Consider the following 15614-nt stretch of genomic DNA (forward strand, 5'->3'; position numbering starts at 1 on the left):
TTTCGGCGCCACGGAACCTCCTAACCCACAAGAGAGGGTGTGCCCGCTTTGGAGCGCTGGCGCAACAGCTGATGTTCGGTAGCTGTTGGATGCAGGCGCCGGACGGGCGCTTTTGCCATGACACGGTGTGCAACTTCTTGAGCTTCAACCATGAAGGCTTGGGCGTCCCACTCCACAGGCCATCCTTCCCAGAGCCTCAGCTTGCCGGCGACGACGACAGCCATGATCTGATCGCGGTTGGCATACCTGACAAGCTCCCAGCTGGGATCCCACGATGGTTGCATCTCCGGAACCGACCAATCCAATACGAGGAAATCAGCGGATTTACCCACTGCGATCTCTCCAGTGACCGCCCCGAGACCGGCGGCTTCAGCCCCTCCTTGGGTCGCGTGATGCAGCCATGTCCAGCCACCGCCGCAGGAGGAGTCGCCCGTTTGGATGCCAAAAGCCAGTCGTTGGGCCAGTTCGGCGATGTCGAGCAATCGGAAACCGTCGCTTCTGGTACCGTCCGTGCCGATCCCGAAGCGAATAGACCTCTCGGCAAAGTGCAGGGCTGGTGCTACGGCGTTTCCCTTCCATGCGCTGGCGACCGGGTTGTAGCTGACAGCACAGTCTGTTTCTTCGAGGAGCCGGAGTTCATAAGGAGTCAGGAGTGTGGCATGGGCGGCCAGTGTTTGCGGGCCGAGCGCGCCGACTGAATTCATGTATTCCAGTGGCCTGAGCCCCCAGCGTTCGATGGAGCGCTCAACCGAGGCCAGGTGTTCGTTCAAGTGAACCTGGTAGGTGGCACCGGCTTCATGGGCAAGAAGTGAGGTATCACGAAGGACAGCTTGGCTTGCTGCTTCAGGGATGGACACGGCCAGAGATGGGTGGACAAGGGACCCCCCGTCCCAACGACTGAGATGACGCTCCGCAGCATGCATGACCGTTGCGTAATCCAAGGAGGAACCGTCGGGAGCAATGTCGTTGCAGATGTAGCCCAGCACGGTACGAAGGCCGACGTCCTGCGTTGCAGCTGCGACCGTTCCCACATCAACACTTGCTCGTGTTCCCGCGTCACAGACGGTGGTAAACCCTCCTCGAAGTGACTCCAAGGCGGCCAGCTTCGAGGCCACGTAGATTGATTCGTCGTCGAGGTGCTGCTCCAACGGGACCCACAGCCGACGGAAGATCTCCGATGGCTCGCCGCAGATCATCGATTTGCCGAAGCTTTGGGTCAGGTGGTGATGGGTATCTACGAAGCCCGGCATGAGGAGGTGGTGATCCAGGCGGACCGGTGAAAGTGCCGGATTTTCTGCTATGAGCTTGGAGGCGGGGCCCACCTCGCGGAAAATACCATCGGCGATGACCACCGCGTAGTCGCGGACTGGTCCAGTGGGTAGAAGAAGCAGCTCCGGCAGGAGCAGCATCTCGTCGGTGTTCAGGTGCTTGACGGATGTTGAAGTGTTCACAGGGACTCTTTCACTTGGTTTTCAGGTGCTGGGAATTCTTCGTCTGGAGTGCTTGTCTCTTGGCCGGACTTCTTTCCCAGATGCAGGAAGAGAATGTTCATCACGACGCCGACGAAGGCTGTCATCGCGACGCCGCTGCCCAGCAGGATGCGGGCATTGGGTGGTAATTCGTCGTACATGCCTGGTACGAGGGTGGGCATGAGTCCCGCGCAGAGAGCGACCGCGGCGATCATGGTGTTTCGATGGTCTTGGAAGTCCACGCGTCGTAGCATCTGAATGCCCATTGCCAGAATTATTGAGAACACGATGACCGCTGTACCGCCCACCACCGCGGTGGGAATTGCCGCCATTAGTCGTCCGACCGGGGCGATGACTCCAATGAGGATGAGGATGAAGCCGGCCGTGACAGTGACGAATCGGGTACGGACTCCGGTCGCTTTGACGATTCCAATGTTTTCGCCGCTGGTAACGATAAGGGACGTACCGAACAGGCCTCCCAGGAGCGACATGATGGCATCGCCCCGGATGGTTTTCGGCGCATCGCGCTTGGCAATGATCTCCTTGCCAACAACCTCACCGTTGAGGACTGTCTGGCCCGTAGCCTCTGCCATCGAGGCAATGCTGAAGATCAGCAAAGGGAGCGAGGCCAGAAGATCGAACTCCGGAGGTCCGAAAGGCAGCAACTGAGGAAGGGCAATGACATTGCCCTCAGCGACGCCAGTGAAGTTCACCAAACCCATAAGCGCGGCTATGGCGGTGGCTCCCACCATGCCCAGCAAGACAGCGACCGGCCGCCAAGAGCCCGGAAGAAAACGATAGAAGAGCACGATGAGGAGGATCGTAGCCACCCCTAGAGCGAGGTGGTCGAAGCGCCCAAAGCCTTCACTGGTGGGTTGGCCCGTTATCAGCAACGCGGAGTGTTTGACCAAGTTGATCCCGATGACGACGATCATCGTTCCAATAACGACGGTCGGAAAGAACCTGAGCAGTCTGGTGAACAGTGGAAGGACAACGAAATAGAAGACGCCGGTAAGGATCACCGCGCCGGTAGCCATCTGAAGGCCATGCTCCTGAGCAATCATGAGGAACATGATGATTGGAGCGCCGCCCGGGAGCATGACGAAGGGTAGTTTTGCACCCATCTTCCATGGGCCGAACGACTGGAGGAGCGTTCCCAGGCCCGAGAGGATGAAGGTGGCGCTGAGCAGATTGGTTGTGAGGGAGTCGGATAGTCGGAGAGTCTGGCTGACAAGGAAAACTGCTGAGAGTGGGGTCGCAACCATGACCATCACGTGTTGCAGTCCCAGGGGGATGAGGCGTCGGAGGGGTGGAACTTCGTCCACGGGGTGAAGCTTTGTACGTTCCATGATGAATAACTTCTCTCGAAGATGGTCTGTCATCTGTAGTGCCTGAAAGTCAGGTTGGCGCAGCGACGGCCCGGTAGGGCCGTACAACCGTCATTGGTCTGCTGCGCCTATGGAAGCTACTTCTTACCTGCTTGGGACTGACGTTGTGATCTGATCCCAAATCGATTTGGGACGAGTATGTCCGACGCTTCCAAGGCATGTCAATGGCAGCCATGTGCCGTTTGATGACCGGAGTAGTTTTGTAACCGAAAAGAGGCGCCCCCGCGTGATCAGGCGAGTTGGGAGTCGTCGCCTGGTTGGCCTGCCCACCTCGGTATTCACACCAATGAGCAACAGTGCGCCGGACCCTAGCGACATCATTGGGTGACTTTTGCACGGTGAGCTGGAGGCTGGTCACATTTCGTTCGGAAGGCACACACATCAAACGAAACTGGCGGCCGTAAAGGGGTTATGAGAGTCAGCCCAGGGCGAGGCGCTGAGTTCAGTTCAGGCGCTGAGTGGGGTGAACTTCTACGGCGTCACAGTCGCCCTCAGCGTTACTCCTCCCGGCGATTCTGACGAGTCCGTGACGCGTTGCTAACGAACGCGCGGGTACTCATCGATAGGATAGAACGAAACTCAAGGTCAGGAAGGCTTGTTGTGGGGAACAACCCGATAAAAGTGATGCCCGGAAAGAACACCGGACGGAGTCTATGCGTGCGTTTGCGGTGCCTGCTGTCATTGACTTGACCGTTCGTGGCACCTGAGGAACGAACTTCGCCAGCCGCGTCGCCGAACCTATTCGCAGACTGACCCAGCTTTGAAGATTTCCGAGGTCATTCCGCAGTCGTGGCCTGCCCGCGGCATGACGGCGTTTTCCGACTGACTCGGAGACGGCCTCAACACGCCTGCAATCCACGTACCTGGCCGCAGGCTTCCGCCTCCGGCACCCTCATCCCCATCCCGCATAAAACGAGAAATGAATATGGAACTTCTTGACGCACACACAGTTGTGATCTCTGCCGTCCTCCTGGTGCACATCACGGGTGTGATGATCGTGGCCGCCTCAGTTGCTGGTCTGGTGATCTCACTCTTCGTCGTTGTGCTGGCTGTGCACTTCATCCGAACAACGTGGGAATGGACGCAAAACTGGCGTAGCCGGGGCCGCCTCTACGGCAGCTTCAATAAGGTTCTTGGGTCTTTGAAGGCAGGGGCCCTGGCAGCACGTCCTCTGATAGCCGCGGCACGGCGAAGAATTGGCCGGCTGTCATCGTTCAAGCCTGAGTAGGGGCCGGTTACGGTTTTAGTCCGCCGCCTAGTAGGTTTACGCAGACACATGCTCTAGGGCTGGTCGAGAAAGTAATCCCGGATATCGGAGAGGGATGTCCCGCCTGTGTAGCCAAGAGCGTCTGACCCTACGGACACTGCGTCATCAGGGGAGAAGATGCTGACCGAGAAGGTCCCCGAGGCCAAGTCCTTGGTCTTCTCCAGCATCGCCGGAAGGGCTCCCTTCAGGGCTTGGGAGAGCGCGGCCTCGTCGTTACTGGCCCCTACAAGCTTGGCGGTGATGAAGTTTCCAGAGGTGTTCATGTTCACGTGCACTTGGGCGGCTTGTACCCCAGGCACCGATGTTGCCGCATCCTGCATATCATTGACGAGCCGTTCTGCCTCTGAAGGGCCGCCGCAGGCAATGAGACCAAGGACGAGCAACCCGACGACCGAAGTCGAGGCCGCCAGCCGAAAGAATTTACGCAAGATCACTGCTTTCGTGGTTATTTGACACAGAAGGCATCAGGGACTTCGCCCGCCGTCGATGACCCAACGCAGGCCGCCGGCATTGCACGAAGTACCGCATACCGGTATTTTCCGAGCCTGCAGGGGACCCTGACAGACAACGAGATCCACCGGCTGGTCTTGTCCATACGGATTGCCATTGGCATCGACCGCCTCAATGCTATGGACCGCCAGCGCCGGGAACAGCGTGCTTCGGGATAGAGGTGCGCGTCGTACCGACTACATCTTCTTCACGCGGAACGGCCATAGTGCCGGGTCAGGCGAAGTACTCCGCGAGGATCGGAGCGAGAACAGCGTCGGGAACGTCATGCCCGACGCCGGAGAGGACACGCGCCTCAGCGCCAGGTGCGGCGGCCGCGATGGTTCGGGCCACGTCCTCGGCCCACGGGCTGCGGTCACCCGCCAGTGCCAGAAGTGGTGCTGTGAGGGTACCGAGTTGGCCGCGGGGAATAACTCCGTTGTTGCATAACTGAACATCGATGGGCAGTGTGGCAGCAAAAGCTTCCATATGCGGCCAGTAGGGGCCTTGCCTCATGGCCTCGACGGCCGGCGCCGGGGTGCCCATCAGTGCCAAAAATCGAACCACCGCTTCCCCGGGCTGGCCCGAAGCAACCAAGCGTGCGAGCTCCTGGGCAACAGTGAAGCTCGGTCCTTCAGTAAAGGGGACCTCAAAGACCGCTATCCTCTTCATAGCCACCCCGGCTGCTGCGGCCGCCAGCGCGAGAGCTCCCCCGGAGGAGTCTCCGAAGACAAATGGCGACTGCCCGGTCAAACTGATGACAGCGGCCAGATCGTCCACCTCGCGTTCGACGCTGTTATCGCCGAGCGGCCCACTGTCGCCCCGACCCCTCCGGTCGTATTCGAAAATTGTGAAACGATCCGAGAGCCGGGCGGTGAGCCCTTTCTTTGACTGTCGGTCGCAAAAGGCGCCCACGACTACAACCAGGGCGGGACCGTTTCCGTAGCTGTCGACGGCAATAGTGGTTCCGTCCGACGAAATGGTCTGGTTCATAGTTGTTCCTCTTTCGAAAGATTTAGGAGGTAGGCAGCGAATTTGTCCAGCGTTGTTTTGAACCCTGCTCGATTCCGGGGAAGCCTCACCACGGCCGGTACGTTCGTCTGTCGGAGATCCAAGCGCGTTTTTCCTTGGGACAGCGCCGTTAGCGTCACGAAGACGGTCATGCCGGTATGCCCCTCTTGCCATACGAGTCGTTCCGGCCTGTCAATCTCGAGAAACACGGAATGGGTTTCATAGACACTTCCATCGGAGTCGCTGACGATGACAGTCTCGAACACGCCTCCAGGGCGTGGATCAACCCTCATGTGCGCCACCGGAGCACTGGAACCTCGGGGCGCCCAGAAGTGGACAAGATGCTCTGGGGTGATGAGGCAGTCGAAGACCAGCTCCCGAGGCGCGTCAAACACACGGGAATACTCCAGATCGGCGGCAACAACATCGGGGTCGCTCATTCGGTGACGTCCTCACTGCCTTGGATTGCCTGAAGGTGTTCATCAAGCTTGTCGAACCGCTCGTTCCAGAGCCTGCGGTGTTGCTCGATCCACTCCCCGATGTCATCAAGAACCACACGTTCCAGATGGCAGGGGCGGTACTGCGCACTCCGACTTCTGGAGATGAGTCCGCTGGTTTCCAAGACTTTCAGATGTTTCGAAACCGCCGGGAGGCTCATGGAGAACGGCGCCGCTAGTTCTGAGACTGTCGCATCGCCGCGGGCCAAAGTCGTCAGAATGGCCCTCCTGGTCGGGTCCGCGAGTGCCGCAAAAGCGGCATCGAGATGTTCAACCGTCGTGGTCATGGCTGGCCTTCCAGAATTGCATTTAACCGATTGTTTAATTAACCATACAGTTAATTGACCTTCTGACAAGAGCAGCCCCGAGGTGGCGATCGCGCCTTTCTTGCGGACATCGCCGTGGGGGCAGGCGTTGCCGCAGCACCTGCAGCAACTGCCGCTATCCCCGGATTCACCGCATGGCAGTACGTCTCTTGGGACGCCTGCACGTACTGGCAGGGCCAGTACGCGAAGAAGGGCTACCTTGTGACCGGCTGTGTTTACAGCCAATCCCACAATGGTTACAGCTTCCAGTACAAGCGACAGCTCCGCTAGGGCAGCGTGAGATGTCCTGGGCAGACACAGAACGCACCGGCGCCACAAGTCATACGACGTCAGGCGCGGCCTGTCTCACCTAAACGTCCAGCATGTAGTGCCCTACATTTCAGACACGAAAAACCCCTCCATTCCGGGCAAAATCGCCGGAATGGAGGGGTTCGTGGAGCCCCCTGTCGGATTCGAACCGACGACCCCCGCTTTACAAGAGCGGTGCTCTGGCCAACTGAGCTAAGGAGGCACGCTTCGGTTACCCGAAGCAAAGCGCGAAAGTGCGCTAGATAAGGTTAGCCCAGACCATCCCCGTCAACGAAATTCGCGGCTCCACGGCGGCCAAGAACAGCCACTCCAAAGCGACCGCCACAAACAAACAGCGGCCCGCCACCCGCAAAGGGTGACCGGCCGCCGTCGTGAATTCCGCGAGGCTTAGCCCTTGGCGCTGACTGCCGTCTGGATCTCGGCGTTCAGGTCGGACTTGCCGTCCCACTGCTTGCCGTCGATGAACACGGTGGGCGTACCAGTGACGCCGATTGCCGCTGCTTCCTGGGTGGCAACCTTCACCCACGGACGGAACTGCTTGCTGTCGATGCAGGAGTCGATGTTGGCCGCACCGATTTCGGTGGCCATCTTCTTGAGGTCGTTATCGGAGATGCCCGCTCCACCCTCAGCAGGCTGGCGTTCGAAGAGCAGGTCGAAGAATTCCGCGTACTTCTCGGGCGAGGAGTTCACTACGCAGGCGGCAGCGTTGGCTGCACGGGATGAGTAGTTGGTGGTGGACTGGCGGTCAAGGAAGCCCAGGGCGCGGTACTCAACGGAGATCTTGCCTTCGTTGCGAAGGTTCGTGAGGGATTCGCCGTAGGCGGTCTCGAACTGCTTGCAGACCGGGCAGATGAAGTCGATGTAGGCGATAACCTTGACGGGCTTGCCGGCCTCGGCCTCGCCGCCCGGAACGGTAACCGTAGCGGGTTTGGTCTCAAGGGGAGCCGGGACATCGGCCACGTTGACCGTGGCTGGTTCCGATTTCACCACTTCAGTGTTGGCCAGCAGCGTGATGCCGCCATGAACGTTACCGTTGGCTGGCGTCGGACCCTGATCGGCAACAGCCGAGTTGTTCTGGGAAGTTCCGAAAAACACGAAGGCAATGACGACGATGATTGCCACCACGGCCGCCACGATGCCCCAGCCGACAAGGAGCTTGTTGCGCTTCTCCTTCTTGATCTGTTCTTCGCGGATTGCTCGCGCTTTCTCCCGCGCCTGGGCGGTCTTTTCGGCCTTGGACAGGCGTGGTTCGTTTGCGGGGCTCATCAGTTCCTCGGGGTATTCGACGTCAAAGTGCATAGCTTGGGGCAACGGGGTCAGTTTACGGGAGCAAACTTGAAGGTTTGCCCCTGCCTTATGACCCGGCTGTTGAACGATCAAGTGCCTGGGATGATTCCGCTAGTAGGCTGGGAGTTGAGTCACAGCAACCCCAGGGAGCATTAATGCAGGATTTGGCAAGCGAAAAACTCACTACCGAACAAAGCGCCAAGGCTTCTCCAACGAAGAAGCCCACGGCGAGCACGTTCGATTTCATGGTGGTTTCCAACAGGCTGCCCGTTGATCGGTGCAGCAATGACGGAAACGACGACGGCGGCGATGGCTGGCGTCGCTCCCCCGGCGGCCTCGTCACGGCACTCGCTCCGATGATGACGAAGTCCGACGGCGCGTGGGTGGGTTGGCATGGCGCCCCTGACGAGACAGTGCGTCCCTTCAGTCACGACGGCATGGACCTGGTCCCGGTCCAGCTCAGCAGCCACGAAGTGGAAATGTATTACGAGGGCTTTTCCAATGCGACCATTTGGCCGCTGTACCACGATGTCATTGCACCGCCTGAGTTCCACCGTACGTGGTGGGATTCGTACCGCCAGGTCAACAAGAAGTTTGCGGACGCCATCATTCGGCATGCCGCCGACAACGCTACGGTCTGGGTCCAGGACTACCAGCTCCAGCTGGTTCCGCGCATGCTACGCGAGGCCCGGCCGGACCTGAAGATCGGCTTCTTCAACCACATTCCGTTCCCTCCCCCGGAGATCTTCGCGCAGCTCCCGTGGCGCAAGGAAATCATTGACGGCTTGCTGGGCGCGGACCTTTTGGGCTTCCAACGCCCCAGCGATGCCGGCAATTTCATGCGTTCCGCCCGCCGGTTCCTGGGTGCCAGCGTCAAACAGCAGCAGGTTCATGTGAAGGGTCCGGACGGCGAAGTCACCCACATCGCCCGGGCACAAGCGTTCCCCATCTCCATCGACGTTGACCAGATCCGTGAGCTCGCGGCCAGGCCGGACATCATTGAGCGGGCCAAGCAGATCCGCAGGGACCTGGGTGACCCCAAGACCATCCTGCTTGGCGTTGACCGGCTGGATTACACCAAGGGAATCGGACACCGGCTCAAAGCCTTTGAGGAACTCCTCCGCGAAGGCAGCATCAAGGTGGAGGACGCCACTCTGATTCAGGTGGCCAGCCCAAGCCGCGAACGCGTAGAGCAGTACAGGCTTCTGCGCGAGGAAATCGAAGGCACTGTTGGCCACATCAACGGCACTTACGACACCATCCAGAACACGGCCGTCCGCTACCTTCATCACAGCTACCCGGTAGAGGAAATGGTGGCGCTGTACCTCGCAGCGGATGTCATGCTCGTCACGGCCCTGCGCGACGGCATGAACTTGGTGGCGAAGGAATACGTCACCGCCAGGTCGGAGGACGATGGGGCTTTGGTCCTCAGCGAGTTCGCCGGCGCGGCGGACCAACTCAAGCAAGCGCTCCTGATCAACCCGCACGACATCGACGGCCTCAAATCCGCCATCCTGCGCGCAGTGAACCTTCCGCCGAAGGAAGCCCGCCGCCGCATGAAGCTGATGCGCAAGCAGATCCTGGATCACGACGTCGATCATTGGTCAGCTGAATTCCTGGCCGCCTTGGAAGAGAAGGTGGTGCGCGATGACAGCTGAGAAGCTCTCCCTTTCACCGGAATTGCTGGATGCTGTCCGGCGCATTTCCAGCACGGAGCACCTCCTGATTGCCCTCGATTTTGATGGCACCCTGTCCCCGCTGGTTGATCGCGCGGAGGACGCACGTCCCCTGCCCCGGTCCGCCGCGGCGTTGGAGGCCCTGGCACAACTTCCCCGCACGACGACGGCACTCATCTCAGGCCGCGCATTGGACAGCCTGCGCCTGGTCGCCTCACCCCCGCCGGGTACGCTGCTGATCGGCAGCCATGGCGCTGAGGTGTGGCTGGGCGAAGGATCTTTGGGTTTGGAACTGGACGAGCAGCAGCGCAGCAAACTGGCTGCGGTCCGTGAGGTTCTTGCGGAAATCGTGAATATTGCTCCGGGGACGTTGCTCGAGGATAAGCCCGCCGGCGTCGTCCTCCACACGAGGATGGCAGACGACGACGTTGCGGAAGACGCCGTCGAGGCCGCAATGCGGGTGCTCCGCGAACACCCGGGTGTTTACCTGAAAACGGGCAAGCGCGTCCTGGAAACTTCGGTAGTCCATGCGTCAAAGGGCGAGGCTGTGGAGTTCCTCCGCCAAGCAACCGGCGCCACGGCCATCTTGTTCGCCGGCGACGACGTCACCGATGAGGATGCGCTGGGCCGGCTGATGGGCGATGACGTAGGCATCAAAGTAGGCTTGGACTTTACCCAAGCGCAGTATCGGGTGGAAGCGCCCATGCACGTGGCGGAGTTGCTGGAAACCTTGCTGCGCGAGCGACGGCAGGTCACTGCGGGGGCCTAGCACGTGACGAGCACGACATGTGACGTTCGTAACATTTAGGTAGTTAGTCAAAAAGTCTGACATACTCTTGGATGTGATGTGACGCACAGTACCGTGCGGCGTCATGAGATCCTCCCCGGCCATTGGCCGGGGAGTTCAACTGAAGAAAATGAACCATTCACAACGGATCGTCCGGCACGTACCTGCCGGTGAAGGGATTGATAACTGTGGCTACAGTTACTTTTGATAACGCTACGCGTCTGTACCCGGGCACAGATAAGCCCGCTGTCGATAAACTCAACATCGACATCGCCGATGGCGAATTCCTGGTCCTCGTTGGACCCTCCGGTTGCGGTAAGTCCACCTCCTTGCGCATGCTCGCAGGCCTTGAGGACGTCAACGCAGGCCGTATCCTGATCGGCGATCGCGACGTCACTGACGTTCCGCCGAAGGACCGCGACATCGCAATGGTCTTCCAGAACTACGCTCTGTACCCGCACATGACCGTTGCGGACAACATGGGCTTCGCACTGAAGATCGCCGGTATCTCCAAGGAAGAGCGTGCCGAGCGTGTACGCGAAGCAGCCAAGCTTCTTGACCTTGAGGCTTACCTGGACCGCAAGCCGAAGGCACTCTCCGGTGGTCAGCGCCAGCGTGTTGCCATGGGCCGCGCAATCGTCCGTAACCCGCAGGTCTTCCTCATGGATGAGCCGCTCTCCAACCTTGACGCCAAGCTCCGCGTCCAGACCCGTACGCAGATCGCATCCCTGACCCGCCGCCTCGGCGTCACCACGGTTTACGTGACACACGACCAGGTTGAGGCAATGACCATGGGCGACCGCGTTGCTGTGCTGAAGGACGGGCTGCTGCAGCAGGTTGACACCCCGCGCAACCTGTACGACCGCCCGCAGAACGTCTTCGTTGCAGGCTTCATCGGCTCCCCGGCCATGAACCTTCTTGAACTGCCGGTCGTCGACGGCGGCGTCCAGTTCGGTGGAACGGTTTACCCCGTGCCGCGCGACATCCTCGAGGAGGCTCACGGACAGACCGTCACCCTCGGTTCGCGCCCGGAAGACCTTGAGACGGTCGGCAACGGCGAAGGCCTCCAGGTTGAGGTTGACGTGGTTGAAGAACTCGGTGCCGACGCTTACGTCTATGGCCACACCATCCTTGATGGCAAGAGCCACGACATCGTTGCACGCGTCGACGGTCGTCGCCCCCCGATGAAGGGCGAGTCCATCTTCGTTCGTCCGCAGTCCGGCCACGTGCACCTGTTCGACACCAAGACCGGCCTCCGTCTGGGCGACTAATCCCGCCAAGGCGCTGACGCGTCTGTAAGTTCCGCATCGTGACAGCGGCCCGACCCTCCCGGTCGGGCCGCTCTCGCGTTAACCTAACTCCGGCGAAGGAACGGCATGAACACCACAGATAATTTGATCCCCCGCCCCTCCCACGTTGCACTCCTGGACGGCCCGGCTTTCACGCTCACATCCACCGCCCGGATCACCGCGGACCATTCAGCCGGCCCGGTCGCCGAGCAGCTCGCGTCGCTGCTGCGCCGGGCAACCGGTTTTGAATTGCCGATTGTCCGGGAAACCCACCCGGGTGACATCACCTTGGAGTTGGAAGAAACGTTCGACGACGGCCCCGAGGCCTACGCCCTCACAGCTACCGAGTCCGGTGTCAGGTTGACCGCTTTCACTGCTGCGGGACTCTTCAATGGCATACAGACGCTGCGCCAACTGCTCCCGGCCGCCCTTGAGGGAACGGATCCGGGCGCCGAAAGCACCTGGGTGATTCCCCCCGTCGAAATTGCGGACGCTCCGCGCTTTGCCTACCGCGGTCTGATGCTGGACGTGGCCCGCAGCTTCTTCACCGTGGAACAGGTCAAAGAGCAGATCGACGTCATGACGCAGTTCAAGCTGAACGCCCTCCACCTGCATCTCACGGATGATCAAGCCTGGCGTATCGAAATACACGAGCCGGAGCACAACCCGTCGGGACTGCCCTACGCGGATCTCACCGCTGTGGGTGGCCAAGGCGCTGTAGAAGTGCCTACGGCCGTGCCCGTGCGTGGTCGCGAAGGGTTTTACACACAGCAGGACTTCCGGGACGTCCAGGCTTATGCTGCCAGCAAGAACGTGCTGATAGTGCCGGAGATTGACCTTCCGGGACACGTCAACGCTGCCCTCGCCGCGATTCCGCAGCTGAGCCCTGACGGCCAAGCCAAGCCGATGAGCACCACGGCGGAGGTGGGCTGGTCGACGCTCACCGCAGACCTGCCCGCCACGTACGAGTTCGTGCGCGAGGTCCTCGGCCAGCTTGCTGCCATCACGGTTGGTCCTTATCTCCACATTGGTGGCGATGAAGCGAAGGTCACGGAGCATGACGACTACGTCGCCATGGTCCAGCAGTTCGTTCGGATCGGCGCTGAAACCGGCAAGACAGTAGTGGGTTGGAATGAGTTTGCGGCCGTAGAGCTTCCAGAAGGTGCCGTAATCCAGTACTGGCACGGCGATTTCGAGCCGGTGGCGCGGCAGGCGGAAGACCACGCGGCCAAGGTGCTCATGTCCCCGGCGGACAAAACCTACCTGGACCAGAAATACGCGCCGGACAGTCCCGTGGGGCTCGAATGGGTGGAAGGCGGGCCGTTCGATTGGGCGGACTACTACAACTGGGACCCCGCGCAAGGCGGCCTGAAGGACCAGCACATCCTTGGCGTCGAGGGCGCGTTGTGGTCTGAGACCGTCCGAGACAACCAGCAGGCACAGTGGCTCCTCTACCCGAGGTCCGTTTCCTTGGCGGAAGTGGCTTGGTCCGGTCAGGAGGTCCGCAATGCAGGTGACTTCCGACGCCGGTTGGGCGCCTTGTGTGAGCGGCTCGCCAGGCAGGGTGTTGCCTTCCAGGAAGCGCCCGACGTCGAATGGTCTGCCACGTCGCTGTGGCCGTTTCCCGAAGCGGAAACGTCCTCCCCTCCCAAGTACGGAACAATTGAGGCATGAGCGAGCAAAACGAAGCCCAGTGGCACGACGAACCTACCGACTACGGGCAGATCGGCAAGCTCCCCAGGACTGAAGCGGCGAGCGCGCAGGACACCGCACCGCCGGCGAGCGTCATCGGATCCCTGAACATCACGGCGGCCGCGGCAGATCCTGAATTGCTGGATTTGCCGTGGCATATTGCCTTGGAAGATTGGCCTGCTGAGAACCTGGCCGCGCTCCCCCGCGGTATCTCCCGGCACATTGTCCGTTTCGCGCACTTGGCTGGCTCGGTCATCGCCATCAAGGAGACCTCTGAACACGTTGCCCGCCATGAATACCACATGCTGCGGAAGCTGGCCCGGCTGGATGTTCCCTGCGTGGAGCCGGTGGCTGTCATTACGGGCAGGACTACCGCGGACGGCAGGCCACTGAACCCGGTGCTGGTCACGCGGCACCTGAAGTTCTCCATGCCGTACCGTGCGCTGTTCTCCCAGATGCTGCGCAAGGACACCCTGACCAGGCTCATTGACGCCCAGGCGCTACTGCTGGTGCGCTTGCACCTTGTGGGCTTCTACTGGGGCGACGTTTCGCTGTCCAACACATTGTTCCGCCGTGATGCCGGTGCCTTCGCCGCTTACCTGGTGGACGCCGAAACGGGCGAACTCTACCCGGATCTGTCCATGGGCCAGCGTGAGTACGACCTCGAAATCGCCCGAGTGAACATCGCCGGCGAACTGATGGACCTGCTGGACGGCGGGCTGATCGAGGAGAAGGTGGATCCCGTAGCCACCAGTGAGCTGATCATGGACAGTTACCGCCGGCTCTGGACCGAGCTGACGGAGAAGGAGTCCTTCGAACTCGGCGAGCGGTGGCGCGTGGCTGCCCGCATCCGGCGCCTCAACGAGCTCGGCTTTGACGTCGAAGAGTACGCCATCAAGACCACGGCGGACGGCTCCACCATCCAGCTCCAGCCCAAAGTCGTCGACGCCGGTCACCACCAGCGTCGCTTGCTGCGCCTCACCGGACTGGACGCCCAGGAGAACCAGGCCCGAAGGCTCCTCAACGACATGGACCAGTTCCGTGCCGACAACAACCCGGATCTTGACGAGGAAATCAGCGCCCACATCTGGGTCAGCCAGATCTTCGAACCCATTGTCCGCTCCATTCCCCGGCACTTGGCCGGGAAGCTGGAGCCGGCGGAAGTGGTGCACGAGGTCCTGGAGCACCGTTGGTATATGAGCCAGAAACAGGACAGGTACGTGCCCTTGGCTGAGACCGTTCAGTCCTACCTGGACACGGTGCTGCAGCACCGCCGCGACGAGGCAGCCATCATGCTGAACCCGGACACGGAGCTGCTCAAGATCCTGGAGGTGGAAGTGGAAGAATCCGGCCGGTACGACGACGAGGAAGAATATCCGGACGCTGACGACTAGTGGAGTTTCACGGTTCCAGGGTCTCGGCGAGGCCGGCCAGAACAGGTTCGCGGCCCAGCTCGATGTGCGAGTAGGCCAGTGAGTAGGCCAGGTCCGGCTTACCCTTCAGGATCGCGTTGCACAGTTCGGTGTGTTCATCGCGCTGGAGCTCGTTGCTGCGGTTGTGGGCCAGCCCGAAGATCCAGCGCATCCGCCCGAACAGGGGTTTCACGGATTCAATCAGCAGCCTGTTCCCGGACAGGCGCACGATTTCGGCGTGGAGCTCGGCGCTGATCAAAGCGACGTCGTCAGTGCGTTCGTCGCCGATGGCTGCCTCGGACGCCTCCATGAGTTCTTCCAGCCGTCCGCCGTCGCTGCCCTCGGCCACACGCGCGGCAGCCATGCGGGCAGCAAACGTCTCCAGGCAGAGGCGAACATCGAAGAGCTCGTTGACATCGGTCAGGGTCAGTTGGCGCACCACCGCACCGCGGCGAGGGAATGTCGCAACAAAGCCGTCCTGCTCCAGGCGCTGGATGGCTTCGCGCACAGGAATGCGGGAGACGTTATAGAGCTCTGAAAGTTCGCGTTCCCGCAACCGCATACCCTGCGCGTACGTGCCCGTGACAATGCCCTCCAACACCAGTTGGTAGACATTCTCTGCGCGGGCCTCTTCGTCGCGGCCATTCGCGGTTTCCGGCATCGCCTCAGCCACTGTCAAACTTCCCTTCATGCCAGTGTCCGCTCCCTGCGGCGGACG

Annotated in this window: 16 protein-coding genes and 1 tRNA gene; 8 read left to right on the forward strand and 9 right to left on the reverse strand. The window is 60.7% G+C overall.

Annotated elements, in window-relative coordinates; genetic code table 11:
- Positions 1-20: 20 nt before the first annotated feature.
- A complete protein-coding gene (locus J7I86_RS17730; protein ID WP_214821965.1) occupies positions 21-1451 on the reverse strand; it encodes an amidohydrolase family protein in 1431 nt (476 codons plus the stop codon).
- On the reverse strand, positions 1448-2818 hold the full coding sequence (locus J7I86_RS17735; protein ID WP_214821967.1) for a uracil-xanthine permease family protein: 1371 nt from the start codon (positions 2816-2818) through the stop codon (positions 1448-1450). Before J7I86_RS17735 ends, J7I86_RS17730 begins: the two co-directional genes overlap by 4 nt.
- A gap of 958 nt (positions 2819-3776) precedes the next feature.
- On the opposite strand from J7I86_RS17735, the gene J7I86_RS17740 reads away from it, so the two are divergent.
- On the forward strand, positions 3777-4085 hold the full coding sequence (locus tag J7I86_RS17740) for a hypothetical protein (protein WP_214821970.1): 309 nt from the start codon (positions 3777-3779) through the stop codon (positions 4083-4085).
- Positions 4086-4138: 53 nt separating this feature from the next.
- Here J7I86_RS17740 and J7I86_RS17745 read toward each other — a convergent pair whose 3' ends face one another.
- Positions 4139-4558 (reverse strand): hypothetical protein, encoded by a 420-nt coding sequence (locus tag J7I86_RS17745; protein ID WP_214821973.1) that lies wholly within the window; start codon positions 4556-4558, stop codon positions 4139-4141.
- 15 nt (positions 4559-4573) lie between these two features.
- On the opposite strand from J7I86_RS17745, the gene J7I86_RS17750 reads away from it, so the two are divergent.
- Positions 4574-4792 carry a hypothetical protein gene (locus tag J7I86_RS17750; protein WP_214821975.1) on the forward strand — a complete coding sequence of 73 codons (219 nt, stop codon included), beginning with the start codon at positions 4574-4576 and terminating at the stop codon, positions 4790-4792.
- 55 nt (positions 4793-4847) lie between these two features.
- Here the strand turns inward: J7I86_RS17750 and J7I86_RS17755 are convergent, their stop codons facing one another.
- Genes J7I86_RS17755 through J7I86_RS17765 form a run of 3 tightly spaced genes read right to left on the reverse strand, consistent with a single transcriptional unit; the run spans position 4848 to position 6405 of the window.
- Positions 4848-5603, reverse strand: coding sequence for an alpha/beta fold hydrolase (locus tag J7I86_RS17755; RefSeq protein WP_214821980.1), 756 nt, complete (start codon positions 5601-5603; stop codon positions 4848-4850).
- Entirely contained in the window at positions 5600-6061 is a 462-nt protein-coding gene (locus tag J7I86_RS17760) for an SRPBCC domain-containing protein (protein ID WP_214821983.1), read from the reverse strand. Before J7I86_RS17760 ends, J7I86_RS17755 begins: the two co-directional genes overlap by 4 nt.
- Positions 6058-6405, reverse strand: coding sequence for a helix-turn-helix transcriptional regulator (locus J7I86_RS17765; protein WP_214821986.1), 348 nt, complete (start codon positions 6403-6405; stop codon positions 6058-6060). Before J7I86_RS17765 ends, J7I86_RS17760 begins: the two co-directional genes overlap by 4 nt.
- Before the next feature lie 114 nt (positions 6406-6519).
- On the opposite strand from J7I86_RS17765, the gene J7I86_RS17770 reads away from it, so the two are divergent.
- Positions 6520-6714: a hypothetical protein gene (locus J7I86_RS17770; protein WP_214821988.1), complete on the forward strand. Its 195-nt coding sequence runs from the start codon at positions 6520-6522 to the stop codon at positions 6712-6714.
- Positions 6715-6878: 164 nt separating this feature from the next.
- On the opposite strand, the gene J7I86_RS17775 is transcribed toward J7I86_RS17770, so the two are convergent.
- A tRNA-Thr gene (locus tag J7I86_RS17775) sits at positions 6879-6955 on the reverse strand.
- A gap of 185 nt (positions 6956-7140) precedes the next feature.
- Positions 7141-8019 (reverse strand): thioredoxin domain-containing protein, encoded by an 879-nt coding sequence (locus J7I86_RS17780; RefSeq protein WP_214822009.1) that lies wholly within the window; start codon positions 8017-8019, stop codon positions 7141-7143.
- 176 nt (positions 8020-8195) lie between these two features.
- Between J7I86_RS17780 and J7I86_RS17785 the strand changes: the two genes are divergently transcribed.
- From J7I86_RS17785 to J7I86_RS17805, 5 genes are all read left to right on the forward strand, one after another.
- Positions 8196-9698: a trehalose-6-phosphate synthase gene (locus tag J7I86_RS17785; RefSeq protein ID WP_214821989.1), complete on the forward strand. Its 1503-nt coding sequence runs from the start codon at positions 8196-8198 to the stop codon at positions 9696-9698.
- Complete coding sequence (gene otsB, locus J7I86_RS17790) at positions 9688-10485, forward strand: trehalose-phosphatase (protein WP_214821990.1); 798 nt, start codon at positions 9688-9690, stop codon at positions 10483-10485. The genes J7I86_RS17785 and otsB overlap by 11 nt, the downstream gene beginning before the upstream one ends.
- A gap of 206 nt (positions 10486-10691) precedes the next feature.
- Complete coding sequence (locus J7I86_RS17795; RefSeq protein ID WP_214821991.1) at positions 10692-11774, forward strand: ABC transporter ATP-binding protein; 1083 nt, start codon at positions 10692-10694, stop codon at positions 11772-11774.
- 105 nt (positions 11775-11879) lie between these two features.
- Positions 11880-13466: a beta-N-acetylhexosaminidase gene (locus tag J7I86_RS17800; RefSeq protein ID WP_214821992.1), complete on the forward strand. Its 1587-nt coding sequence runs from the start codon at positions 11880-11882 to the stop codon at positions 13464-13466.
- On the forward strand, positions 13463-14878 hold the full coding sequence (locus tag J7I86_RS17805; protein WP_214821993.1) for a DUF4032 domain-containing protein: 1416 nt from the start codon (positions 13463-13465) through the stop codon (positions 14876-14878). The genes J7I86_RS17800 and J7I86_RS17805 overlap by 4 nt, the downstream gene beginning before the upstream one ends.
- Positions 14879-14885: 7 nt before the next feature.
- Here the strand turns inward: J7I86_RS17805 and J7I86_RS17810 are convergent, their stop codons facing one another.
- Complete coding sequence (locus J7I86_RS17810) at positions 14886-15587, reverse strand: GntR family transcriptional regulator (protein ID WP_286179974.1); 702 nt, start codon at positions 15585-15587, stop codon at positions 14886-14888.
- Positions 15588-15614 lie beyond the last annotated feature (27 nt).

It is taken from the genome of Arthrobacter sp. ISL-95 (genome assembly GCF_018613695.1).
Taxonomy (GTDB): Bacteria; Actinomycetota; Actinomycetes; order Actinomycetales; family Micrococcaceae; genus Arthrobacter.